Origin of the sequence: Amycolatopsis solani (assembly GCF_033441515.1) — a bacterium.
GTDB classification, from domain to species: Bacteria; Actinomycetota; Actinomycetes; order Mycobacteriales; family Pseudonocardiaceae; genus Amycolatopsis; species Amycolatopsis solani.
In genome coordinates this window covers 3,229,475-3,251,895 of sequence record NZ_JAWQJT010000001.1, presented here as the reverse complement: position 1 = coordinate 3,251,895, position 22,421 = coordinate 3,229,475, and the positions used below count along the sequence as shown (strand labels likewise).

Genomic DNA, 22,421 nt, shown 5'->3' with positions numbered 1-22,421 from the left:
ACTCATTCGGGACGTCTAAGGTCCCGAATGAGTCATTCGCGACCCCCGCAGCCAGCCAAGCCTCAGCCCGCCTTCACCCCCGGCGGCAGCACCCCGAAGATCGTCGCCGTCGAACCCGCCCCCTTCCGGTTGATCGGCCCACCGGCCAGCACCCACGCTCCGGTCGTCGGCAACGCCTTCAAGTTCGCCAGGATCTCCAAGCTGATCCGGTGCCGCCGGTACACCAGCTTCGACACCGTGTACGTCTCATCGGTGCCGACGTCCGGGCTGAACGTGTCGGTGCCCGTGCCGCCGCGGCGACCCAGCCGTCCGGTGTCGATCAGCCATTCGACCGCCGGGATCGAAAACCCCGGCTGGCGCAGGACGCCGTTCGCGTCCGTGTTCGGGAAGGCGGGCGTGCCCCACTTCGCGTCCCAGCCGGTCCACAGCACGACGACGCTCTCGTCCGGGATGCGGCCGTTGCGCCGCTCCCACGCCTTGAGGTCGTCGATCGTCACCGCGTAGTCCGCGTTGTGGGCCGCCTTAGCTCTTATGTCGATCTTCACGGCCGGGCGGAATAGATCGGCCGGGTCCATGTCGTCGGCCAGCGGTTCGCCGGTGTTGAAGTGGCCGGGCGCGCCCCAGTGCGTGCCCGTGTGCTCGCCTTCGCGGACGAACTGCAGGTAGTAGCCGTCGTCGGGGATGGTGGCGATCGTTTCCAGCTCGAAGGCCGGGTCGCCGGGGAAGACGTTGGTCGTCGCCGGGTCGTTGACGTGCGACAGGTTGACCAGGTTCAGCTGGTCGAGCCGCACCGGCGGGACCGCCGCCTGGGCCGTCCGCCCGGACAGCGCGGCGCCGAACACCCCCGCCAGCCCCGCGGCCAGCACCCTGCGTCTCATCGGCATGGGATCACCTTTCACCCGAACGCCGCCCGTGCGGCGACCTGCACGGTCCTATCACCCAGGCTCGGCACGGCCAAGGAGTTGCGCGAGGATGGACGGCATGGACGACTCCGAAGACCGCGCCGACGACGGCATCCTCGACCCCGAGGACACCTTGGACGACCGCGACGAACTGGCCGAGGGCTACTCCCCGCCGGAACGCGCGCAGGCGACCGAAGGCTGGGGCACCACCGCCCGCGAGACGGCGGAGGGCGAAAGCTGGGAAGCGCGGCTGGCCCGTGAAGTCCCGGACTCCTCGTCGGACGAGGACGGCGACGGCCTCGGCGACAGCGAAGACACCGACGGCGAACTGCTCGACGACGAGGTCGGCGACGTCCGCGCGGGCCGGCTGGTCGCCACCGACGAAGGCTTCGGCGAGGACAGCGACGAAGAGCTCTACGCGTCGGACGCGGGCATCGACGGCGGCGCGGCTTCGGCGGAGGAAGCCGCGGTCCACGTGATCGACCCGGCCCGCCGCTGGTGAGGTGACGGAACGGACCCGGTGTTCGAGGGCGACCGGGCCCGCTCCGTCACCAGCCGGATCGACAGTGGCCGGTGGAGTAGCCGGCCACCACGGGGAAAGACGATCCGGCCCGCGGTCGTGGCAGGGAACACGAACCGCCCCCTCGACGGTTCCTGCCGACCCCTGCCGACGGGGTCCACCGTGCCGGAGGGGCCTTGCGCGAACCTTTCCCGGCACTTTCCGGGTCGGTTACAGTGGGCGCCCGAGCGGGTACGGGAGGACGATCGGTGCTGTTCAGGCTGCTGGGCGAGCTCGACGTCCGCGCCGGCGACCGGGTCGTGGAGATCCGGCGGCCCCGCCTCCAGGGGTTGCTCACCGCACTGCTCACCGACCTGAACAAGGTCGTGCCCGCCGACGTCCTCGCCGAGCGCGTCTGGGGTGAGCGGCTGCCCGCCCACCCGCGCAATGCCTTGTACAGCTACGTTTCCCGGCTGCGCACGGCACTCGGTGAAGCGCTCATCACGCAGCGCTCCGGCGGCTACCTGCTGACCGCCGATCCCGGGTCCGTCGACCTGCACGTCTTCCGGCAGCTGCTCGGCGAAGCCGGCCAGACCGCCGGCGACGACGAGAAAGCGGCGCTGCTGACCCGCGCGCTGGGCCTGTGGCACGGCGAACCCTTCGGCAGCCTGGACACGCCGTGGTTCGTGAACCAGCGCACGGCACTGGCGAGCCGCCGCCTCGGCGCGCAGCTGGACCTCGCCGACCTCCGGCTGCGCGGCAAGCGGCCCGGCGAACTCGTGCCCGAACTGACCGCGCTCGCCGAAAGCCACCCGCTGGACGAACGCGTGCGCGGGCAGCTGGTGCTCGCGCTGCACCGCGCCGGCCGCCAGGGCGACGCGCTGCGCGAGTACGACCGGATCCGCCGCCTGCTGGCCGAAGAGCTCGGCGCCGATCCCGGTGCGGCGCTGCGGCAGGTGCACGAACAAGTCCTGCGCGGCGACCCGCGGCCGCGGGCCGCCGCGGCGAGGCCGGTCCCGCAGCAGCTGCCGGCGGCTCCGGCGGCGTTCGTCGGCCGGGCCGGCCTGCTGGCGGAGCTCGACCGGGCCGCGGCCTCGGCGGACCCGGTGGTGATCTCGGCGATCGGCGGCGCGGGCGGCATCGGGAAGACGTGGCTGGCCCTGCACTGGGCGGCCGGGAAGCTCGCCGAATTCCCCGACGGGCAGCTGTACGTGAACCTGCGCGGCTTCGACCCGGTCGCCGAGCCGATGCCGGTTTCCGTTGCGGTGCGCGGGTTCCTGCACGCACTGGGCGTGGACGGCGCCGCGGTGCCGCCGGACCAGGACGCCCAGCTCGCGCTGTACCGCAGCCTGCTCGCGGGAAAGCGCGTGCTGGTCGTGCTCGACAACGCCGCCGACAGCGCGCAGGCCGCGCCGCTGCTGCCCGGCAGCCCGACCTGCCGCGTGCTGGTGACCAGCCGGAACCGGCTCGGCGGGCTGGTCGCGGCGCACGGGGCCCGGCCGGTCCCGCTGGACGTGCTGTCCGCGCGCGAGGCGCGGGAACTGCTCGACCGGCAGATCGGTCCCGGCCGGCTCGACGACGTGACGGCGGGCGAGCTGATCCGGCTCTGCGCCGGACTGCCGCTCGCGCTGGGCATCGTCGGGGCCCGCGCGGCCACGTCCCCGGAACTGCCGCCGTCGCTGCTGGCCGAGGAACTGCGTGACCAGGCGGCGCGGCTGGACGGGCTGGACGCGGGCGAAGCCGGGCTGAGCCTGCGGACGGTGTTCTCGTGGTCCCTGCGCCACCTGACGCCCGAGGCGTCGGCGTTGTTCGGCCTGCTGGCCACCGCGCCCGGTCCCGACATCGGCCTGCCCGCCGCGGCGGCGCTGGCCGGCCGCCCGGCCGCCGCGACGCGGACGGTGCTGCGCGCGCTGGACAACGCGCACCTGCTGACGCGGACGCCGAGCGGCCGCTACCGGATGCACGACCTGGTCCGGCTCTACGCATCCGAAGAGGCCGAGCGGGCGCTCCCGGAAGACGTCCGCGAAGCCGCGCTGCGGCGGGTGACCGACTTCTACCTCCGGACGTCCTGGCACGGGCACCTCGCGATCGAGCCGCTCCAGACGCCGATCACGCTCGAGCCGTCGTTGCCCGGGGTCGAGGCGCAGCGGTTCGGCGACCAGGCCGAGGCGGTGCGGTGGTTCGCCGCCGAGCACGCCTGCCTGACCGCCACGACCGAGCTGGCGGCCGGGCGCGGCTGGCACACACAGGTCTGGCAGCTGGCTTGGCTGCTCAACGAATTCCGCGCCCGCCAAGGGCAGTTGCGCGAGCGCGAGGCCGCGGGCCGGCTCGCGCTCGCGGCGGCGGAGCAGCTCGGTGACGTCACCGCGCAGCTGATCGCGTACCGGATCCACGCCAGCGCCAGCATCTTCGCGGGCCACCCCGAGGTCGCGCTCGAGTGCTTGCCCGGGGCACTGGCGCTGGCCGAGCGCGCCGGCGACCGGCTGCAGCAGGCCCACCTGCACTACGTCATGGCCGGCGCGCACGAGTACCACGCCCAGGACTACCGGGCCGAGCTGGCGCAGTGCGAGCGGATCTTCGAGCTGATCGAGCCGGACGACGCACCCCGCCTCTACATCCGGGCGCTCGACCTGGTCGGCTTCTGCCACCTCCAGTGGAGCGACTGGCCGCGGGCCCGGCACTGGCTCGACCGGGCCACGGCGGTGGCGCGCAAGTACGGCGACCTGGACGGCGAAGCGCACGCCACCGGGAACCTGGGTTTCGTCGCGCTGCGCAGCGGCGACTGGGCCGAGGCCGTCGAGCACCTGGAGCGGGCGATCGGGATCCTGACGACGATCGGCAACGAACGCCACGCGGCGTTCTTCCTCGTCGCGCTCGGCGACAGCTACCGCCTCGTGGACCGCGAGGACGACGCGCGCCGGGTCCTCCACGACGCGCTCGACCGCTACCGCACCCACCCGGAAGGCGCGCGGCTCAAGGAAGTCGAGGCGTGCTTCCTCGCACTCGACGAGCAGCCGGTCGGCTAGGCGCGGTTGTACTCGCGCACCGCGTCCAGGTACCCGGAGATCGCGTCGCGGTTGCGCAGCAGGCATTCCGCGCGCCGTGCCATCCGGTCGCGCTCGGCCTCCAGCGTGGCGAGCATTTCCGGGGTGGCGTCCGGGAAGTAGATCGCGCGCGGCTTGTCCAGGCACGGCAGGATCTGCTTGATGATCCGCGTCGGCAGCCCGGCGTCGAGCAGGCCGCGGACCTGGAGCACGCGGTCGACCGTCGGCTCGTCGTAGTCGCGGTAGCCGTTCGCCCCGCGTGAAGCGATGATCAGGCCCTGCTCCTCGTAGTACCGGAGCAGCCGGCGCGCGGTGCCCGTGCGTTCCGCCAGCTCGCCGATCCGCATGTGCGCCACCTCACGTAGACCTTCACACGTATGTGAAGGTTCCAGCATAACCGCATGACGATCTCCAGCACCCGGACGGCGGCTCCCGCCCTCCTCGCGTTGACCACCGCCGCGTTCGTCACCGTGCTCACCGAGGCGCTGCCCGCCGGCGTGCTGCCCGGGATGAGCGCCGGGCTCGGCGTCGGCGAGTCCGCCGCGGGCCAGGCCGTGACGATCTACGCGCTCGGCACCGCGCTCACCGCGATCCCGCTCGCCGCGGCCACCGCGGCCTGGCCGCGCAAGCGCTTGCTGCTGGCCGGCGTGGCCGGGTTCGCCGTGGCCAACACCGTCACGACGTTCTCCGCGGACTACGCGCTGACGATGGTGGCGCGGTTCGTCGCGGGGATCGCCGCCGGGGTGGTCTGGGCGCTGCTCGCCGGGTACGCGCGCCGGCTCGTCCCGGACGGCCACGGCAAAGCGATCGCGGTCGTGATGGCGGGCATCCCCCTGGCGCTGTCGCTGGGCATCCCGGCCGGGACGTTCCTCGGCGACCTGCTCGGCTGGCGCTGGGCGTTCGGCGTGATGTCGGCGATCGCGGTGGTGCTGCTGGCCTGGATCGCCGCGCGGGTCCCGGACCAGCCGGGGCAGGCGGGCGGCCGGTTCCCGGTCCGGCGCACGCTGACCGTGCCGGGCGTGGTCCCCGTGCTGGCCGTGACGCTCGTGTTCGTCCTGGCGCACACCGTGCTCTACACCTACATCGCGACCTTCCTCGCCCACGCCGGGCTCGGCGGTTCGGTCGACGTCGTCCTGCTGGTGTTCGGCGTCGCGTCGATGGCCGGCATCGGGATCGTCGGCGCGGTGATCGACCGCGCCCTGCGCACGCTCACGGTGCTCAGCACGATCCTGGTCGCGGTGGCCGCGGCGCTGCTGGCGGTGTTCGCGGGCAGCCCGGTGCTGGTCTACGCCGCCGTGGCGCTGTGGGGACTCGGCTGGGGCGGCGTCCCGACGTTGCTCCAAACGGCCGCGGGGAACGCCGGCGGCGAAGCGGCGGACAACGCGCAGGCCATGCTCGTCACGCTGTGGAACGCGGCGATGGCCGCGGGCGGGGTGGCCGGCGGCGTCCTGCTCGACGCCGCCGGGCCGTCGTCGTTCCCCTGGGCGCTGCTCGTGCTCCTGCTGCCGGTGCTGGCCGTGGTGCTCGGCGCGCGGCGGCACGGGTTCCCGGCGGCGTCCTGAGTGGACGAAGGGCCCGGACGCGTTCGCGCCCGGGCCCTCCAGCTTTTCGGGAAGGCGGTCAGCAGCGGCCGGCGATGGCCCGCAGCAGTTCCGCGTTCGCGGTGTCGCCGGACAGCTCCCAGGCGAACACGCCGCCGAGCCCCTGCGACTTCGCGTACCCCGCCTTGGCCGAGGCCGTTTCGGGCGTGTCGTAGCTCCACCACTGCGAGCCGCACTTCGCGTACGCCGTACCGGCGACCTTCCCGTTCGCCGGGCAGCTGTTCTTCAAGACCTTGTAGTCCTCGACGCCGGCTTCGTACGTGCCCGGTGCCGGGCCGGTGGCGGTGCCGCCGGGCTGCTTCTGCGTGACGCCGTCCCAGCCGCGGCCGTAGAAACCGAGGCCGAGCAGCAGCTTCGACGACGGCACGCCCTGGTGGCGCAGCTTCTGGATGGCCGCGTCGGCGTAGTACCCGGCGTGCGGAAGGCCCGGGTAGGCCCGCAGCGGCGAGTGCGGCGCGGTGGGCCCGGTCGGCTGGCCGCCGGCGACGAAGTAGTCGTAGGTCATCACGTTGTACCAGTCGAGGTACCGGCTCGCGCTGCCGTAGTCGGTGGCGTCGATCTTGCCGTTCTTCGAGCCGTCCGCGGTGATGGCGGCGGTGACCAGCTGCTTGTTCCCGAACTTCGCGCGCAGCGCCTTGACCAGTCCGGTGAACGCCTTCGGCCCGCTGGTGTCGCAGGTGTCGCCGCAGGCGTTGGGGTATTCCCAGTCGATGTCGATGCCGTCGAAGACCCCCGCCCAGCGCGGGTCGTTGACCAGGTTGTAGCAGGACTCGGCGAACGCGGCCGGGTTCTTGGCCGCCTCCGGGAAACCGGACGACCAGGTCCAGCCACCGAAGGACCACAGCACCTTGAGCTTCGGGTGCAGCTTCTTCAGCTCGAGGATCTGGTTGAAGCTGCCGTGCAGGGTGCCGCTGTCGGCCTGGCCGCTGACGCTCGTGGCGGCGTCGTAGGGCATGTCGTGGTCGGCCCACGGGTCGCCGACGGCGCAGCCGCCGCCCGTGACGTTGCCGAACGCGTAGTTGATGTGGGTCAGCTCCGCCGCCGAGCCGGACGTCTCGATGTCCTTGACGTGGTAGTTGCGCGCGTAGACGTCCCAGTCGGCGAAGTAGGCCATCACCTTGCCCTTGGCCTGCCCGGCTTCCGCGGGCGGCGCGACGACGGCGGCGCCGGCCAGTGCCACTGCGACGGCGGCGATGCTCTTTTTCATCCGGTGCACGAAAATCTCCTTCGGCGGACCGCCCGTTCGGATCCGCCGAGGCTAACAGGTTTAGACCACTGCGGACCAGAGCGAAACGTTGGGGTCAAAGGGTTTCCCGGTACCCCCGCAGCCGGGTGCGGATTCACGGCGTGCGATGATCGGCGGATGACCGAGTTCGGCTGCGCGCGCTGCTCGGGCGCCGACGCCCTCACCGCGCTGGCGTTCTGCACGACCCGCCTGCGCGAGATCCACCGGTTGGTCGAACGGTCGCATTTCGGCATTTCGCTGCGCGAATGCCCCGAATGCGGCCAGGCTTTCGCCGCGATCTTCACGGAATTCGTCGACTGGAAGGGCGGTGAAGACGCGCAGTACTTCGACTTCGTCCCGATCACCGCCACCGAGGTGACATCGTTGGCGGCGCAGGGATCCCGGGTCGACCTCGCGGAACTCGGCGCGCTCGGCAGCGTCCGGCGGCGGCTCTCGTCGAGCTGGCCGACCGGCGCGGAGAAGCGGATAGCCTGGCGGACGGACTCCCTGTCGGTGCGCGAAGGCTACTGACGGGTTTCCGCGGCCAGCCGGAGGATCGCGGCGGCCGAGCGGTCGACGTCGGCTTCGGTCGTCGACCAGTTGGACACCGAGATCCGCAGGTGACGGCGGCCGCGCCAGGTCGTGCCGCCCAGCCAGCAGGTGCCGTCGGCCTGGACGTTCCGGACCAGCGCGTCGACGTCGACGTCCCCGAAGGACACCAGGACCTGGTTGAGCACGACGTCGTTGGCGATTTCGGCGCCACCGGCCGCGAGCCGTCCGGCGAACCGGCGCGCGAGCCGGCAGCAGCGCTCGACGAGCTCGGCGACCCCGTCGCGGCCGAGTTCGCGCAGCGCCGCCCAGACCGCGAAGCCCCGGGCGCGGCGCGAGGATTCCAAGGTCAGGTCGCCCATGCCGGAGACTTCGCCGGCCCCGGTCAGGTACGCGGCGCGGTAGGCGATCGCCTCGGCGTGGACGTCCGGCCGGGCGCAGAAGACGAACCCCGAGTCGTACGGGACGTTGAGCCACTTGTGGCCGTCGCAGGCCCAGGAGTCGGCAAGCTCGACGCCGTCGAGCAGCGGCGCGGTGGCCGGGTTCGCCGCGGCCCACAGGCCGAAGGCGCCGTCGACGTGCACCCAGGCCCGGTGGGCGCGCGCGGCTTCACAGGCGGCGCGGAGGTCGTCGCAGGCACCGGTGTTGACGTTGCCCGCCTGGAGGCAGACGATCACCGGCCCGCTACCGGCGTCGAGGGTGCTCCGGAGGTCATCGACATCGATGGCTCCCTGACGTCCGGCGGCCACCGGCTCGATCGCGCTGGTACCGAAGCCGAGCAGCCGGAGGGCCCGGTCGATGGTGGCGTGCCGTTCTTCGCTCGCGACGATCCGGACGCGCGGCGCGCCGGCCAGCCCGTCGCGCTCGACGTCCCAGCCCGCTTCGGCGAGGACGTGGTGCCGCGCGGCGGCGAGCCCGACGGTGTTCGCGCCCTGTCCGCCGGTGACGAACCCGGCGGACGCGGTGGCGGGGAGGCCGAGCAGGTCCTTGAGCCAGCGCCCGGCGGTCTCCTCGGCGGCGGCCGCGGCCGGTGACAGGACGGCGTTGAAGGCGTTCTGGTCCCACCCGGCGGCGAGGACGTCGGCCGCGGTGGCGGCGGGCAGCGCACCCCCGATGACGAACCCGAAGAACCGCGGCCCGGCCGTCGCGACGAGCCCCGGCTCGGCGGCGCGGGCGAGTTCTTCGAGCACTTCGGACGGTGAGGCCGGGCCGTCCGGGAGCGGACCACCGAACGCGGGGGCGGTCGCGGTCGCGACCGGACGGTCCGGGAGGCCGGCCCGGTAGCCGGCGGCCAGCTCGGCGGCGCGGGTCAGCAGGGCACGCATGTCGTCCACGCGCCGACTGTAGGCCGGATCCGCCGGTTTGCGCTTACGCCGCCTTCGGGTGGGCCGCCCGGCGGTTCTCCCGGGCCAGCTCCACCGTCTCGGCGATCCGCCGTTCCCGCGTCTCCGGCCGCTTCGCCCTCGCGATCCACTCCAGGATCAGCCGTCGCGACGACGGCGGAAACCCCTCGAAGCACCGCCGTGCCACCGCCTCCCCCTCGAACGCGCGGCGAAGCTCCGGGGGCATCACCCCGTTTTGGGCCTCGGCGAGTACGTCCCAGGTCCCCGTCCGGCGGGCGAGGTCGATCATCGCCTGGCCGGCCGGGGTCATCAGGCCCGCCGCCGTCAGGCGCTCCACCCGCTCGCGGTTCACCCGGCTCCACGTGCTCCGCAGCTTTCGCGGCGTGAAACACAGGTACGTGCTCTCCGCGTCGCGCCGGAGGGCCTTGCTGTCGATCCAGCCGAAGCACAGCGCCTGCTCCATCGCCTCGTGCACCCGGACGCCGGGCACCCGGCTGTGCTTGCGCCGGATCACCAGCCACACCGACGGGACCGGGGCCGACGCCAGCCAGCTCCGCCAGCCGGCCACCGACGTGACCTCCACCACGGGGACACCCTCGATTTGCTCCATGCCCAGATCATCGTGGTCAAACCGCTCACCTTCTGAGCACTTTGGCCCGGGAACAATCCCGGCCTTCCCGGCGTAGCGTCCTGGTATGGACACCCCGCTGAACACCGACCGGCTCGTGATCCGGGACTGGACGGTGGACGACGCCGAAGCCGCGTTCGCCGTCTACGGCGCGGAAGACGTCACGCACTGGCTGACCCCGGCCATGGACCGCGTCGGCGACATCGCCGCGATGCGTTCGGTGCTGCACGCCTGGCAGGAGGCGCAGCCGAACCTGCCGCCGCCGCGGGGCCGGTGGGCGATCGAGCGCAAAGAGGACGGTGCCGTGATCGGGGGCCTCGGCATCCGGTTGCTGCCGCCGTTCGAAGAGGACCTCGAACTGTCCTGGCAGCTCAGCCCCGGCTTCTGGGGCCAGGGTTACGCCTCGGAAGCGGCGACCGCGCTCATCGAGTGGGCCTTCACCCAGGACACCGAGGAGCTCTTCGCGGTCGCGCGGCCGAACAACACGCGCGCGATCGCCGTCGCCAAGCGGCTCGGCATGCAGTGGGTCGGGGAGACCGACAAGTACTACAACCTGCGGCTCCAGGTGTACCGGATCCGGCACACCGACCTCATCGGCTGACCGGCTCCAGCAGGAAGACGCGGATTTCGCGGTGCTCGGCCCGCACGGCGTAGCGGTCGTACGCGGGCCAGTACGCGGCGACGGCGTCCCACATCTCCTGGCGCTCGTCCCCGGTCAGCAGGCGGCCGGTGACGTCCACCGTCCGGCCGTGCAGCGCGACCGTGGCCGCCGGGCGCGCGAGGAGGTTCGCCGACCAGGCCGGGTGGTTCTCGCCGCCCCAGTTCGAGCCGATCACGACGTAACCGCCGGCGCGCTCGACGTACAGCAGCGGCACCTGCCGCGGCTCACCGCTGCGGCGGCCGACGGTGGTGAGCAGCAACGTCCGCAGCCCGACCGCGGTGCCGACGCCGACCCGGCCGCCGCTGATCCGCAGCAGCACCCGGTCGGCGGGCACGAGCGCCCGCCCCAGCACCGCGAACGCCTTGCTCTTCCCGAACCCCGCGAACACCCCGCGCAAACCAGCCACGGTCGAACCCTAGGTCACCACCGCGACGGGGCGGGCGGCGCCACGACCGGTGGCCGGTCGTCGCAGGTGATCGTGTTCGGCAGCAGCCACGGCGCCAGCCAGCCGCCGTCGTTGCCGCCCACGTCCGTCAGCGTGAACTCCGATCCCGTCGGCGGGAAGTTGAACGACCCGCAGTTGTTCACACCCACCGCGCCCACGTTGCGCGCGTCGACGTTCCGGAACGACGCCGAGCCCGCCGACCGCGCGCTGAGCACCGACGTCCCGGTGCCGTCGACCCGCAGGTCCGCGAACCGCAGCCCGGTGATCGAGTACTTGTCCTTCACCGGGAAGTCGCTGACCAGCATGATCGCGTTGTACGTGCTGTCGAGGAAGTGGTCGCCGGTCACCTCGACGTCCGCGGCGATGTCCTTCTCCAGCGCGTAGAACCAGAGCGCGCCCAGCCCGATCTTCCAGTTCAGTTCGAACGTCCCCGCCCGCACGGTCGTGTTGTCCGTGATCCGCAGCGCCCCGCCGAACGCCTCGGCCCCGAACCGCGACCCCACCTGGATCGCGCTGCCCTCGCGGATCGGGTCCGCCACCAGGTTGCCGGAGACGGTGTTGTCGACGCCGCCGTACACCGCGATCCCGTTGGCCAGCACCGGGGTCTGGATCGTGTTGTGGTCGAACACGTTGCGTGCGTCGGCATCCTTCTCCGACCACATCGCCAGCCCGTCGTCGCCGGTGTTGCGGACGAAGTTGCCCGACACCAAAGAATCCGTGACTCCGGTGTGGAAGTTCAGCCCGTCGGCGATCTGGTCGGCGATGACGTTGTGCGTGATCCGCGTGCGCGCCATCGGCCCGTCGAACCAGAGGCCGACCTTCGTGTGGTGCAGGTACAGGGAGTCCACAGTGGAGTCGCTGAGCGCGCCGCCGATCGCGTTGACCTGGTCGGTGTCGACGCGTTCCCGGACGTCGCCTTCGATCGCGAAGCCCGAGAGGTGGACGTCGTGGCTGCCCCCGGCGGCGGCTTCTTCGCCGTAGACGCCGACACCGTGACCCTTGAGGGTCGTGTACCAGCTGCCGGCGCCTTCGATCGTGACGTCGTCGACGACGAGGTGCCGGTTGACCTGGTACGTGCCCGGCGGCAGGTAGACCTTCAGGTGCGTGCGCCGCGCGAAGGCGACGGCGCGGTCGATGGCGTCGGCCGAGTCGCGGCGTCCGGTCGGGTCGGCGCCGAAGAGCACGGCGTTGGCGGCGAAGGGAACCACGCGGGGCGGCGCCACCTGCTCGGAGTCGAGCAGGTCGACGACGGTCCACGCGGCGGCGGCCGACGCGGTGAGGCGCACCTTGTCCCCCGCCCGGTACGACCGCCCGAGCAGGAGCCGCTGTTCGTCGTAGAAGTGGCTGGGGCGGAACGGTTTTTGGATCACCGGCGCAGGCGTGGTCGTGGCCGGCACGCACCCGCACTCGGTGATCCACCAGTCCGGGTGCAGCAGGTCCGCGTCCGGGTCGTTGGTGAACGGGTATTGGTTGTACAGCCACGAATACTGCGAGGTCAGCGTCATCCGCTGCCGGTGGCCGCCGTTCACCGTGACGTCGAGGGGCGCGGTGATCCCACCGCCGCGCGGGGCGTCGGGAATGCTGTAGCGGACGGTGATCGCGTTCGCCGCGGCGGGCAGCGTGAACTCGACGTACTGCCCCGGCGCGAGCCGGACGGCTCGCCGTCCCGACGCCTCCGAAGGCAGCGTGTACGCCGTGCGGTCGGGGCCGATCACCACGCCGTCGGTGCGCGCGTTCTCCGCCTCCTGTTCCAGGAAGCCGACGGTGGCGCCGCGCCCGGCGACCAGCGCGGGGTCGAGCGCGGCCCGCGTCACGACCGGCCGGTCGGCGGCGGCGGCCGGTGCGGCCACCGACACGAGAGCGGTCACCGCGACGAGCGCGGCTCCGAAGGTGCGTCGCGACATCCAGGGCCTCGTTTCGCCGGAGGGACTGCGGCGGAAGATTAGGCGACGCTCGCGCACCAGACAATACTTTGCCCCGAACTTGCAAGAAGAAGTCGATTCCTTGCGCAAGCTTGCTTCTGGCAGAGTTCGGGCATGACCCGCCCCGAATCCGCCGCCGAGGTGTTCGACGCGCTCGGCCTGGACTACGAGCACCGCGACCGCCCAGCGCGCGGCGATCACCGGCCTCCTCGCGGACCTGCCACCCGGGGCGAAGGTGCTCGACCTCGGCGCGGGCACCGGGCGGCCGACCGCGGAGCTGCTGGCCGCCGCCGGCCACGACGTCACCGGGTACGACGTCGCGCCGAAGATGGTCGAGCTCGCGCGCGCCCAGGTCCCCGCCGCCCGCTTCGAGGTGGGTTACATGCGGGAACTGTCCTTTCCCGACGGTGACTGGGACGCGATCACGGCGTTCTTCTCGATGCTGCAGCTCCCCCGGGCCGAGCAGGAAACCGTGATCGGCCGCCTGGCGCACTGGCTGAAACCCGGCGGCCTGCTGGTGTTCGCGACCGTGCCGGCCGACGTCGACGGCGTCGACATCGTCTTCATGGGACACCCGGTCCGCGCGAGCAGCTTCACGACCGGGACGCTGACCGAGCGGCTCCGCGCGGCCGGGCTGGAGATCGTCCGCGAGGAGGAGGCCCTGTTCGTCCCCGACCACCCCGGCGCCGGGCCGGAGCCGCACGTCTACCTGACCGCACGCAAACCGGACTGAGCCCGTCAAGTCCTCACCAGCACGATCACCCGACGGATATGAATTTTGCTCAAGTTCGTGCATGTCCTGGGCGGCGGACCCGAGCTAAAGTGAGGGATGGGCATCGAAGCTCTGGCCAGGCCGGTACCGCGCGAGCACCGTGAGCTCGTGCGCGAAATGCTGACCAGGCTGCCGGAGTTCGCCGATCGGCTCGCCCGCCTGCTCAGCGAAGAGGACGAGTTCTACCGCCAGGTCGAGCACGTCGCGCCCGGCGAGCTGCGCCAGGTCTGCCGGGCCAACCTCGAACGAGCGCTGACCGCGCTGGTCGACGGCCGCGGTCTCGCCCTCGACGCCGCCCGCAAGACCGGGCTCGTCCAGGCGCGCCAGGGCATCCCGCTGCCCGCGGTGCTGCGCGCGTTCCGGATCGGCGGCACCTTCGTCTACGAAGCCCTGCTCGAACTCGCCGGCCCGGAGTTCCTCAACCCCACCCGGACGATCGAGATCAACTCCTACGTCTGGAAGGCGATCGACCTCTACTCCGACGCGCTGACCACGGCGTACGAAGAGGTCGCCGCCGAGCCGTCGCACGCGAACGCGCGGCTGCTGGACGACCTGCTGCGCGGGCGGCTCGCGAGCCAGGCCGACATGGAGGCGGCCGCGCGCGAGCTGGGCCTGCCGACCGCGGGCATGTTCGTCGCGGTGGTCACCGAACGCGTCGAGCCGGACGAGCAGGACTCCGTCGAAGCCCTGCTGCGGGCGCGCCGCTGGCGGTCGGCGTGGCGGCCCGGCGGCGAAGCGGGCCTGGTCGCGATCGACCGGATCGAAGACGTCCGGCGGCTGCGCGAAGTGCTGGGGTCGCTGCCGGTGGCAGCCGGGATGAGCAAGCCGTTCAGCGGGTTCCCCGACGTCCCGGACGCCCTGCACCGCGCGCGGATCGCCCGCCGCTCGCTGCCGTCGGCGACGCCGGGCGTGGTGGTGTTCGGCGATTCGCCGGTGACGACGCTGGTGGCGGCCGCGCCCGGGATGGCCCGCGACGTCGTCCGCTCCGCACTGACCGGGGTGCTCACCCTGCCCGGCGCGGAACGCAAGGTCCTGCTCGACACGCTGCTCGCGTGGTTCGCCGGCCACGGCTCGGCGAAGGAGGCGGCGGACCGGCTGTTCGTGCACCCCAACACGGTTCGCTACCGCCTGCGGCGCGTGCAGGAACTGACCAAGCGCGACCTGACCGACCCGGTCGACATCGGCGAGCTGTACGTCGCCCTGGAGTCGGTGCGGCTGGACCCGGAGCTCGACTGATCGATTGACTTTCGATAGAAATCGAGCGATAGTCATCGCATGGTTACCGAGAAGTGGGCCGTTGCCGCGCTCAGAGTGTTTCTGGTGGTGCTGTTCGGCGTCCTCGTGGTGTTCCAGACGCTGTCGCTGCCGGGCGGGATCGCCTACACGACGTCGCAGAACCCGCACGACGCCGGCCTGCGCTGGCCGCTGACCGCCATCGCGGTGTTCCTCGTGCTGTGCGTCGAGGTGGTGCTCGTCGCGACCTGGAAGCTGCTGACCCTGGTCAAGAACGACCGCATCTTCACCCCCGCGTCGCTGAAGTGGGTCGACGTGATCGTCTGGGCGGTGGCCGCCGCGTGGCTGGTCTTCGTCGGCATGCTGCTCTTCGTGGGCTTCAACGCGGACGACCCGGGCATGCCGATGCTGCTGTTCCTGGTGACCGTCGCGATCACGGTGTTCGGCCTGCTCCTCGTGGTGATGCGCGCCCTGCTCCGGCGGGCGACCACGCTGCAGTCCGATCTGGAAGCGGTCATCTGATGCCGATCGTCGTGCGCATCGACGTCGAACTGGCCAAGCGGAAGATGAGCGTCGGCGAGTTCGCCGAGAAGGTGGGCCTGACCCCGGCGAACGTGGCGGTGCTGAAGAACGGCCGCGCGAAAGCGGTCCGGTTCAGCACACTGGAAGCGATGTGCCGGGTCCTGGGTTGCCAGCCCGGCGATCTGCTGGAGTGGGTGGACGACTGAGCGGATTCCGCCCAGGTACTAGGCCGCGTCGAGCTCCACCAGTCTCGCCAGTTCCAGCAGCGTTGCCTCGAACCCCGGGCCGGCGGTGAGCTCCACCGTGAGCGGACCCCCGCGCCGGTCCGTGCCCACCGGGAGCGCCACCGCCGGCTCCGTCCACTGGGGACGGTTCGGGGCGGCCGAGACGACCACGTCCGTGCGGACCGCGCCGCGGCGGTGGCCGGCCGCGTCGAGGTCGAGAACCACGTTGCCGTGCAACGAAAGCAAGGCCGCGACGTCGGCGACCGCGTCGCGCAGTTCGCGGTCGGCGATCGAGTCCGAATGCGCGCCGATCGCCGCGCGGGAGGGCTCGCCGCCCAGTCTCGGGACGAGGCGCGCGAGGTCGCCGGGGGCGCACGTGAGCACGCGGATGCCCGGCACGCCGGCCAGGGGGTCGGTGAGGGTGATGCCCGCGCTCGCGGCCGCCGCCACGATCCGGGCCCGCCACCGCGCGGTGGCCGCGATGGCGACCAGCGAGGGGTCCTGCGACAACAGGGAGTTTCTCCTTTGCTCTCCGGCGCGGCGGGTGGGGATCGTCCGATGGTGGGGCCGTGCCCGTTGTGCCCGGGAACAAACATGTTTGGTCGCTTGGTCCGAACGGGGGCGTCCATGCCACCTTCCGGTCGCACGCGGCACCTGTGACCGCCGGTCACACTTTGACGCGCGACGTGGCGCAGGCCACTATCCGGGCGACTGATTACCGCCGGGTAATTTGTGTCCGGAGTACGACCCTGGAGGACCGTTGCGACGAGCTTTCGGCCTGATCTTGCTGGCACTGGGGGTGTTCGCGGTCGCGGGTGCGGTGCTGCTGCCGGCCTACGTGTACCCGAAGCTCGCCAAGGTGCCGCTGGACCAGGACTCGACGTCGGTGCTCGAGGGCACCGCGAGCAAGGTCCTCGTCGTCACCGACAAGGGGCAGGGCCCGGTCACCGAGATCCGCAACAACGCGAAACTGACCGCGGTCGCCCACGTCCAGGCGAACTTCGCCACGCCCGAGATGCGCGCGGACACCGATTACGCGGTCTGGCTGCTCGCGGTCAAGGTCACCGACGACGCCGACGACACCGTCGTCAGCGGGAGCAAGCGGCAGGTCTGCTTCGACCGGCGCACCGGCGAAGGCTACGACCCGCGCGGGGAGTCCGACCCGAAGTGCGACGCCAAGAGCAGCTTCGTCGTCGAGCTCAAGGACAAGGCCGACAAGGTCGGCGAGACACCGGCGGAGACCAACGACTACAAGGCGCAGCCCGGCCTGAACTTCAAGTTCCCGTTCGGCGCCGAGCAGAAGGACTACAAGGTCTACGACGACAACACCGGCGCGGCCGCGATCGCCCGGTACACCGGCACCGAGACGGTGAACGGGATCGAGACCTACAAGTTCGTCCAGGACATCCCGGACACGAAGATCGCGACGAAGGAGGTGCCCGGTTCGCTCGTCGGCTCGACCGAGCCGACCGCCGACGCCGAGCTCTACTACCGCGGCGTCACCACGATGTGGGTGGAGCCGGTGACCGGGATCCAGGTCAAGCAGCAGCAACAGCAGCACCAGGAGCTGCGCACCGGCACCACCACCCCGACCGTCGTCTTCGACGGAACCCTGGCCTACAACGGGAAAACCATCTCGCAGATGGTGGACCAGGTGAACGCGAACAAGGGCAGGCTGGAGTTCCTCTCGAGCACCGGCCCGCTCTGGCTCGGGATCGGCGGGGGTGTGCTGATCGTCGTGGCGATCGTGCTGCTGGCCCGCCGCCGCCCGGCCGCCCCGCCGGCTCCCCCGCGGCGGCACCGGGAGCCGGTGGGCGCCGGGCGTTAACGGCGCCGCAGCACCAAGACCAGATTCCAGGAAGCGATTTCGCGGAGGCCGGGAATCCGCACGACCCCCATCGCCCAGCCCGGGTGGTAGCGCGGGTACCCGGCCACCAGATCGGCCAGCGGCGTCGTTTTCGCCCAGCGGAGCGCGGCGCCGACGGAAACCGGGAACAGGCTTTCCCCGAATTTGTTCTTGGGCTGCTTCCCGAGTTTTCGCGCATAACGGCGGCGCGCGTAGTGGCCGCCGAAGAAATGCCACGGCGCGGTCTCGTGCCCGCCCCACGGTGAATACCACGGGGTGAACGACGCGAAGACCGTGCCGCCGGGTTTGGTGACGCGGCACATCTCGCCGAGCATGACCCACGGCTCGGCGACGTGCTCCAGCACGTTGGAGGAGTAGCAGACGTCCACGGATCCGCTGCGCACGGGCAGTTCCGTGCCGCTGGCGCGGATCATGTTCTCCCCCGGCTCGCCGCGCGCGGACAGCTCGCCGACGTCCGGGTCGAGGCCGAGGTAGACCGCGCCGGCCGCGCGGAAGGCGTCGGAGAAATAGCCCGGCCCACCCCCCACATCGAGGACCGTGCGGCCGGACAACGGCGTGTGGGACGCCAATTGCCGCACGGAGTCGGCGGCGAGCGTGGAATAGAAGCCGTCGGGGTCCGTCTGCTCGGTGAGGAACGCCCGGAAGAGCGTCACGGAACGGGCGAGCGTGGCGCGATGGGGCCGCGCGGTCGCGGAGAGCACCGGATTACCTACCATTGAACCGTCGCTTTCCCGAATACGTTCATCTACTGTGTACGCACCAGTAACCTAGCACCGTCGCTACAGTTGGGATAACCCGATGGAACGTCCTCGCGTGCTCCTCGTCAACTGGCGCGACACCGGCCACCCCGAGGGCGGCGGGTCGGAGCGGTACGTCGAGCGGATGGCCGAAGGGCTCGCGAGAGCGGGCTACCGGGTCGAAATCCAGTGCGCGGCGTACCCGGGCGCGACCGCGGGCGAATGGCGTGACGGCGTCCGCTACCGGCGCCGCGGCGGGAAGTTCGGCGTGTACGCGCACGCGCTGCGCGCGATCCGGCGGGCCCGCGCCGACCTCGTCGTGGACGTGCAGAACGGGATGCCGTTCTTCGCCCGGCTGGTCGCCGGCTGTCCGGTGCTGGTGCTCGTGCACCACGTCCACAAGGAACAGTGGATCAGCGCGCTCGGCGAGGTGCTGGGCCGGGCCGGCTGGTGGATCGAGTCGCGGCTGGCGCCGTGGCTGTTCCGCAAGTGCCGCTACCTCACGGTTTCCGAGGTCACCAAGTCCGAGCTGGCCGGCCTCGGCGTCGAGCCGGACCGCGTCGCGGTGGTGCCGAACGGGCTGGACACGCCCCCGGCGTGCGAATCCGCCCGTGACCCCGAGCCGACCCTGGTCGCGGTGAGCAGGCTGGTGCCCCACAAGCGGATCGAGCACGCCATCGACGTCGTCGCGCGGCTCGCCGGGCGCTGGCCGTCGCTGCGGCTGGAGGTCGTCGGCCAAGGCCCGTGGGACGAGGTCCTGCGCGCGCACGCGGCTTCGCGGGGCGTCACGGATCGCGTGGTGCTGCACGGCTGGGTCGACGAGCACGCGAAGCACGAGATCCTCGCGCGCTCCTGGCTGCACCTGTGCCCGTCGGTCAAGGAGGGCTGGGGCATCGTGATCATGGAGGCCGCGGCCCACGGCGTGCCCTCGGTCGCCTACCGCGCCGCCGGCGGGGTCGCCGAATCCATTGTGGAGGGCCGGACGGGGCTGCTGGCCGACGACTTCGACCACTTCACCGCCCAGGTGGACGGCCTGCTCGCGGACGGCCTGCGCCGCGCGGAGATGGGCTTGGCGGGCGTCGAGCGGGCGGGGATGTTCAGCTGGGAGCGGAGTTCGGCGGAGTTCGCTTCACTGGTGCGGGAAGTCTCGGGCCGTCCCGCGCCCCGGCCGCGAGTGCTGACCCGCGCCCCGGAACTCGCTCAACCCCGGCCCTGATGACGTGAATGACTCATTCATGTCGTCCGACGACAGGAATGAGTCATTCACGGCAGCGCGGCGAGGCCTGGTCCCGGACCGCGTCGCCGAACTCCGCCAGTAACCGGGCCGCGGCGGGGGCGTCGAAGTCGCGGCGGCGGGCCCGGACCGTCACCGTCGTGGTGCCGCCGGTGGTGGCGGCGCCGAACGCCACCCCGGACCGCCCGCTCGCGGCCGGGTAGAACGCGAGCGAGCGCACCGTGTCCACCGTGGACACCAGGCCGAGGTTCGACACCAGGAACGTCGACCCCAGCCGGCCGGCCAGCAGGCGGGTTCCCAGCCGGGCGAAGCGGCTGCTGCGCGCCGGGAAGTCCGGCTCGGGCGGCCGTGTCCGCAGCAGCGCGGCGACGTCCGCCGCGCGGGAACCGAGTCGCAGCCGGAAGAACGCGCTGTCGTGCACCGGCTCCGGTGCCGCGCCGGACCGCCGTGACGCGCCCAGCGCGGCCACGACCCGCGCCGTGCGGGCACCGTGCGAGTGGTTCCAGCGTTCGGTGGCGCGGGCAGCGGCCGTGACGAACCCGGGGGCGCCGAGCCGCAGCCGCGGTTCGTGGCGGGCCGCGAAGACGTCCCCTGAGGACGGTGCGGCCCGATCCGGCACGATCCGGCCCGGCGGCACGAAAACCGCCTCAGCGAGCCGCTGGACGGCCGAAACGACGAAGGGTTTGCCGCCACCACGGGGGCCGATCCCGGTCGCCGCCGAGGAAACCGGGACGTCGAGGAGGATGCCGAGCAGGGCCAGCAGGCCGAGGCCGTCGAGGGCGCCGTGGTGCGCGGCGACGAGCAGCGCGTCCGCCCGGACGGCGACGCGGATGAGCGGCGCGGTGCGTTCGTAGGGCTCCGAAGCGAACCGGTCGCGGACGGCGGGCAAGTCGTCCGCGAGCTCGATTTCGGGCACGGCGCCGAGGTGCGGGTACTGCTGGACCGCGGCCGCGAGGCGCGCCCGGAGCTTCCCGGGTTCCGGTGCGGCCGCGGAAAGTTCCGCTTCGAGGAGGATGCTCCAGGAAACGGTGGGGTCGCCGTAGAGCCCGACGACGCGGTGCGCGTGGTCGGAGGCGAGCCGGGTCACGCGTCAGCGGCTCCCGTAGATCTTGCCGGGGTGGTCGGCCGGGTTGTACTTCACCTGCGCGTTGAGCTTGTCCTGCACCTGGGCGGAAGCGTCGGGGTCCGCGCCCTTGACGAGGGCGAACCCCGCGCCGGTCGCCACCCCGCCGCCGATGATGACGGCGACGACCGCGCCGATGACCGTGCCCACGTGTCACTCCTTCCGCGGCGGGGAAATCCTGCCGCGGCCCAATGTACGCATCGGTAACATGCGGCACAACAGTGCGACGCACAGCAATCCCAGCGCTACTCCGTTCGCCACCAAGGCGGGCGTCCACGAGATCGCTTTCACCGAAGGCACACCCGGTGTCCGGTAGAGCGTCAGCCATTCACCCGACCACACCGCGGTCGCGTCGGCGAGCAACCGCGGGTCGACGTCGCCGGGTGTCCCGTGTTCGACGAGGACCCAGCCGATCCCCGCGGCGGTGAGCTCCCGCGCGGACGTCGCGGCGCGGACGTCGCCGATCCGCGGGTCCTCGCCCGCGATGCGGTCGGCGCCCACTTGCAGCGTGTCGTCCATCAGCACGGGTCTCGGCAGCGCGCGCGGCGCCGGGTCCAGCTGAGTGCGGTCGGCGTTCCAGGCGAACCCGCGGAACGCCGAGAGCGGCAGCACGAGCACGTCGCCGGGGCGGTCACCGAGCACTTCGGACACGGCCCGCCAGTCGTCCGGGTACTGCGCCGTGCCGAGCCGTCCCCAGCCGCCCCACGCCAGATCCGGCATGGTGACCAAGGGCAAGGCGATCGCCGCCGTGGCCAAGGCGATCCGGCCGCGCTCGGTCTTCAGCTTCGCGGCGGCGGCTTCGACGGCCAGCGCGAAGCCGAGCGCGAGCGGAAGCGCCCACCAGGCCACCCATTTCTGGGCGTCGCGCAGCAGCCCGGCGCCGGGCACGTACCGCGTCGCCGCGGTGAGCAGCGCCGTCCCACCCGGCAACGTCGCCAGCGACGCCAGCAGCACACCCGCGACCCCGAGCAGGGACAGCGACAACGCCGGCGCCCGCCCCCACCACTTCGCCAGCGGCCGGAGCCCGGCCACGGCGATCGCGGCGACGACGAGGGTCAGCACCGGGACCAGCGGCATCGCCCGGCTGCCGGGCACCGTTTCGGCGTTCCAGATGCCGCCCAGCCCGAGCACGCTGAACAGCGCGGGGCCCCAGCTTTCGGCGCGGGCGCTGAACGCGGTCACCCCGGCCGGGTCGGAGAACGTGCCGCCGGGGTTGAGGAATGTCGGCACCAGCCACGGGAGGTTCAGCGCGAGGGCGATCGGGACCGTCTGCCAGAGCCTGCGCGACCCGGCGGCCGCGACCATGACGGCGCTCGCGAGCACGCCGCCCGGCGGGGTCAGGACCGCCGCCGCGCTCGCGATCACCAGTCTCGGCAGGGAATTCGGTTCGTGTGCGCGCGCCGCGAGTCCCGCGGCGGCGATCCAGGGCAGGCACGCGTAGGTCAGCAGCAGCGGCCAGTGCCCGATGAAGAGCCGTTCGGCGACGTAGGGCGTCCACGCGTACGTCGTCGCGGCGACGAGCCGGGTGCCGAGGTGGCCGGTCGGGACCAGCCGGCCCGCGCCGAGCGCGGCCGCGAAAATCGCCAGGAGCAGGACGATCTTCTGGACGATGTCGCCGGGCAGCGCGGTGGTCGCCAACGCGACGGCGGCGTCGGCGGGCACGGATCGCGGCAGCGTGCTGCCGAGCCCGAGGGCGTCCGGCACGAAGTACTGCCTGGGCGCGAACACCATGTCGTAGCCGAGGGTGAACCCGCGGCGCAGCAAGGGCGCGCAGACGGCGAACGCGAGCACGGCGGACCACGCGGGGAGCGCGAACCGCTTGCCCGGTGCGTCCACGGCCCTTCCTTTCCGGTGCGCGCGAGGTTATGGTCCCTGCTCATTACTCGCCGG

The 22,421-nt window shown here is 72.2% G+C and carries 23 protein-coding genes; 11 read left to right on the top strand and 12 right to left on the bottom strand.

The features are described 5' to 3' along the window. Nucleotides 1-62: 62 nt before the first annotated feature. A complete protein-coding gene (locus SD460_RS15965) occupies nucleotides 63-884 on the bottom strand; it encodes a cyclase family protein (RefSeq protein ID WP_290058997.1) in 822 nt (273 codons plus the stop codon). A gap of 97 nt (nucleotides 885-981) precedes the next feature. Between SD460_RS15965 and SD460_RS15960 the strand changes: the two genes are divergently transcribed. Both SD460_RS15960 and SD460_RS15955 read left to right on the top strand, forming a co-directional pair. Beyond that, the gene (locus SD460_RS15960) at nucleotides 982-1,404 is read left to right on the top strand and encodes a DUF5709 domain-containing protein (RefSeq protein WP_438860662.1); all 423 of its coding nucleotides are present in this window, start codon (nucleotides 982-984) and stop codon (nucleotides 1,402-1,404) included. A 266-nt stretch (nucleotides 1,405-1,670) separates the two neighbouring features. After that, complete coding sequence (locus SD460_RS15955) at nucleotides 1,671-4,427, top strand: AfsR/SARP family transcriptional regulator (protein ID WP_318306297.1); 2,757 nt, start codon at nucleotides 1,671-1,673, stop codon at nucleotides 4,425-4,427. On the opposite strand, the gene SD460_RS15950 is transcribed toward SD460_RS15955, so the two are convergent. Further along, nucleotides 4,424-4,792 (bottom strand): MerR family transcriptional regulator, encoded by a 369-nt coding sequence (locus tag SD460_RS15950; protein ID WP_290061859.1) that lies wholly within the window; start codon nucleotides 4,790-4,792, stop codon nucleotides 4,424-4,426. The genes SD460_RS15955 and SD460_RS15950 overlap by 4 nt on opposite strands. Before the next feature lie 54 nt (nucleotides 4,793-4,846). Between SD460_RS15950 and SD460_RS15945 the strand changes: the two genes are divergently transcribed. Continuing rightward, nucleotides 4,847-6,007 (top strand): MFS transporter, encoded by a 1,161-nt coding sequence (locus SD460_RS15945; protein ID WP_318306296.1) that lies wholly within the window; start codon nucleotides 4,847-4,849, stop codon nucleotides 6,005-6,007. A 58-nt stretch (nucleotides 6,008-6,065) separates the two neighbouring features. Here the strand turns inward: SD460_RS15945 and SD460_RS15940 are convergent, their stop codons facing one another. After that, nucleotides 6,066-7,253 carry a glycoside hydrolase family 18 protein gene (locus SD460_RS15940; protein WP_290061863.1) on the bottom strand — a complete coding sequence of 396 codons (1,188 nt, stop codon included), beginning with the start codon at nucleotides 7,251-7,253 and terminating at the stop codon, nucleotides 6,066-6,068. A gap of 156 nt (nucleotides 7,254-7,409) precedes the next feature. On the opposite strand from SD460_RS15940, the gene SD460_RS15935 reads away from it, so the two are divergent. Beyond that, nucleotides 7,410-7,802, top strand: coding sequence for a hypothetical protein (locus SD460_RS15935; RefSeq protein ID WP_290061856.1), 393 nt, complete (start codon nucleotides 7,410-7,412; stop codon nucleotides 7,800-7,802). On the opposite strand, the gene SD460_RS15930 is transcribed toward SD460_RS15935, so the two are convergent. Both SD460_RS15930 and SD460_RS15925 read right to left on the bottom strand, forming a co-directional pair. Next, entirely contained in the window at nucleotides 7,796-9,145 is a 1,350-nt protein-coding gene (locus tag SD460_RS15930; RefSeq protein WP_318306568.1) for a pyridoxal phosphate-dependent decarboxylase family protein, read from the bottom strand. The two genes, SD460_RS15935 and SD460_RS15930, sit on opposite strands and share 7 nt — an antisense overlap. A gap of 43 nt (nucleotides 9,146-9,188) precedes the next feature. After that, the gene (locus SD460_RS15925; protein ID WP_290061853.1) at nucleotides 9,189-9,773 is read right to left on the bottom strand and encodes a YdeI/OmpD-associated family protein; all 585 of its coding nucleotides are present in this window, start codon (nucleotides 9,771-9,773) and stop codon (nucleotides 9,189-9,191) included. Nucleotides 9,774-9,858: 85 nt separating this feature from the next. Here SD460_RS15925 and SD460_RS15920 point away from each other — a divergent pair, with 85 nt between their 5' ends. After that, nucleotides 9,859-10,392 (top strand): GNAT family N-acetyltransferase, encoded by a 534-nt coding sequence (locus SD460_RS15920; protein ID WP_290061852.1) that lies wholly within the window; start codon nucleotides 9,859-9,861, stop codon nucleotides 10,390-10,392. On the opposite strand, the gene SD460_RS15915 is transcribed toward SD460_RS15920, so the two are convergent. Both SD460_RS15915 and SD460_RS15910 read right to left on the bottom strand, forming a co-directional pair. After that, entirely contained in the window at nucleotides 10,382-10,849 is a 468-nt protein-coding gene (locus SD460_RS15915) for a nitroreductase family deazaflavin-dependent oxidoreductase (RefSeq protein ID WP_290061861.1), read from the bottom strand. The genes SD460_RS15920 and SD460_RS15915 overlap by 11 nt on opposite strands. Before the next feature lie 23 nt (nucleotides 10,850-10,872). After that, nucleotides 10,873-12,801: a glycosyl hydrolase family 28-related protein gene (locus SD460_RS15910; RefSeq protein WP_318306295.1), complete on the bottom strand. Its 1,929-nt coding sequence runs from the start codon at nucleotides 12,799-12,801 to the stop codon at nucleotides 10,873-10,875. A 214-nt stretch (nucleotides 12,802-13,015) separates the two neighbouring features. On the opposite strand from SD460_RS15910, the gene SD460_RS15905 reads away from it, so the two are divergent. The 4 genes from SD460_RS15905 to SD460_RS15890 all read left to right on the top strand — a co-directional run bounded on the left by SD460_RS15905 (nucleotide 13,016) and on the right by SD460_RS15890 (nucleotide 15,552). Further along, on the top strand, nucleotides 13,016-13,552 hold the full coding sequence (locus SD460_RS15905) for a class I SAM-dependent methyltransferase (RefSeq protein ID WP_318306567.1): 537 nt from the start codon (nucleotides 13,016-13,018) through the stop codon (nucleotides 13,550-13,552). A gap of 96 nt (nucleotides 13,553-13,648) precedes the next feature. Then, the gene (locus SD460_RS15900; protein ID WP_290058208.1) at nucleotides 13,649-14,827 is read left to right on the top strand and encodes a PucR family transcriptional regulator; all 1,179 of its coding nucleotides are present in this window, start codon (nucleotides 13,649-13,651) and stop codon (nucleotides 14,825-14,827) included. Nucleotides 14,828-14,866: 39 nt separating this feature from the next. After that, nucleotides 14,867-15,346 carry a DUF2975 domain-containing protein gene (locus tag SD460_RS15895; RefSeq protein WP_290058207.1) on the top strand — a complete coding sequence of 160 codons (480 nt, stop codon included), beginning with the start codon at nucleotides 14,867-14,869 and terminating at the stop codon, nucleotides 15,344-15,346. Further along, nucleotides 15,346-15,552, top strand: coding sequence for a helix-turn-helix domain-containing protein (locus SD460_RS15890; RefSeq protein ID WP_072476895.1), 207 nt, complete (start codon nucleotides 15,346-15,348; stop codon nucleotides 15,550-15,552). Before SD460_RS15895 ends, SD460_RS15890 begins: the two co-directional genes overlap by 1 nt. An 18-nt stretch (nucleotides 15,553-15,570) precedes the next feature. Here SD460_RS15890 and SD460_RS15885 read toward each other — a convergent pair whose 3' ends face one another. Continuing rightward, nucleotides 15,571-16,080: a hypothetical protein gene (locus SD460_RS15885; protein ID WP_290058206.1), complete on the bottom strand. Its 510-nt coding sequence runs from the start codon at nucleotides 16,078-16,080 to the stop codon at nucleotides 15,571-15,573. Nucleotides 16,081-16,330: 250 nt separating this feature from the next. On the opposite strand from SD460_RS15885, the gene pgfA reads away from it, so the two are divergent. Beyond that, entirely contained in the window at nucleotides 16,331-17,398 is a 1,068-nt protein-coding gene (pgfA, locus tag SD460_RS15880) for a cell envelope lipid trafficking protein PgfA (protein ID WP_290058205.1), read from the top strand. Here pgfA and SD460_RS15875 read toward each other — a convergent pair. Continuing rightward, entirely contained in the window at nucleotides 17,395-18,090 is a 696-nt protein-coding gene (locus tag SD460_RS15875) for a class I SAM-dependent methyltransferase (RefSeq protein ID WP_290058204.1), read from the bottom strand. The two genes, pgfA and SD460_RS15875, sit on opposite strands and share 4 nt — an antisense overlap. 160 nt (nucleotides 18,091-18,250) lie before the next feature. On the opposite strand from SD460_RS15875, the gene SD460_RS15870 reads away from it, so the two are divergent. Next, on the top strand, nucleotides 18,251-19,390 hold the full coding sequence (locus tag SD460_RS15870) for a glycosyltransferase family 4 protein (protein WP_318306566.1): 1,140 nt from the start codon (nucleotides 18,251-18,253) through the stop codon (nucleotides 19,388-19,390). Nucleotides 19,391-19,433: 43 nt separating this feature from the next. Here the strand turns inward: SD460_RS15870 and SD460_RS15865 are convergent, their stop codons facing one another. The 3 genes from SD460_RS15865 to SD460_RS15855 are packed head-to-tail and all read right to left on the bottom strand — an operon-like array spanning nucleotide 19,434 to nucleotide 22,367. After that, nucleotides 19,434-20,495, bottom strand: a complete 1,062-nt coding sequence (locus tag SD460_RS15865) for a hypothetical protein (RefSeq protein ID WP_290058202.1) — start codon at nucleotides 20,493-20,495, stop codon at nucleotides 19,434-19,436. A 3-nt stretch (nucleotides 20,496-20,498) separates the two neighbouring features. Further along, nucleotides 20,499-20,681 (bottom strand): hypothetical protein, encoded by a 183-nt coding sequence (locus tag SD460_RS15860; protein ID WP_290058201.1) that lies wholly within the window; start codon nucleotides 20,679-20,681, stop codon nucleotides 20,499-20,501. A gap of 3 nt (nucleotides 20,682-20,684) precedes the next feature. Further along, nucleotides 20,685-22,367: an MmpA family trehalose lipid delivery protein gene (locus tag SD460_RS15855; protein WP_318306294.1), complete on the bottom strand. Its 1,683-nt coding sequence runs from the start codon at nucleotides 22,365-22,367 to the stop codon at nucleotides 20,685-20,687. Nucleotides 22,368-22,421 lie beyond the last annotated feature (54 nt).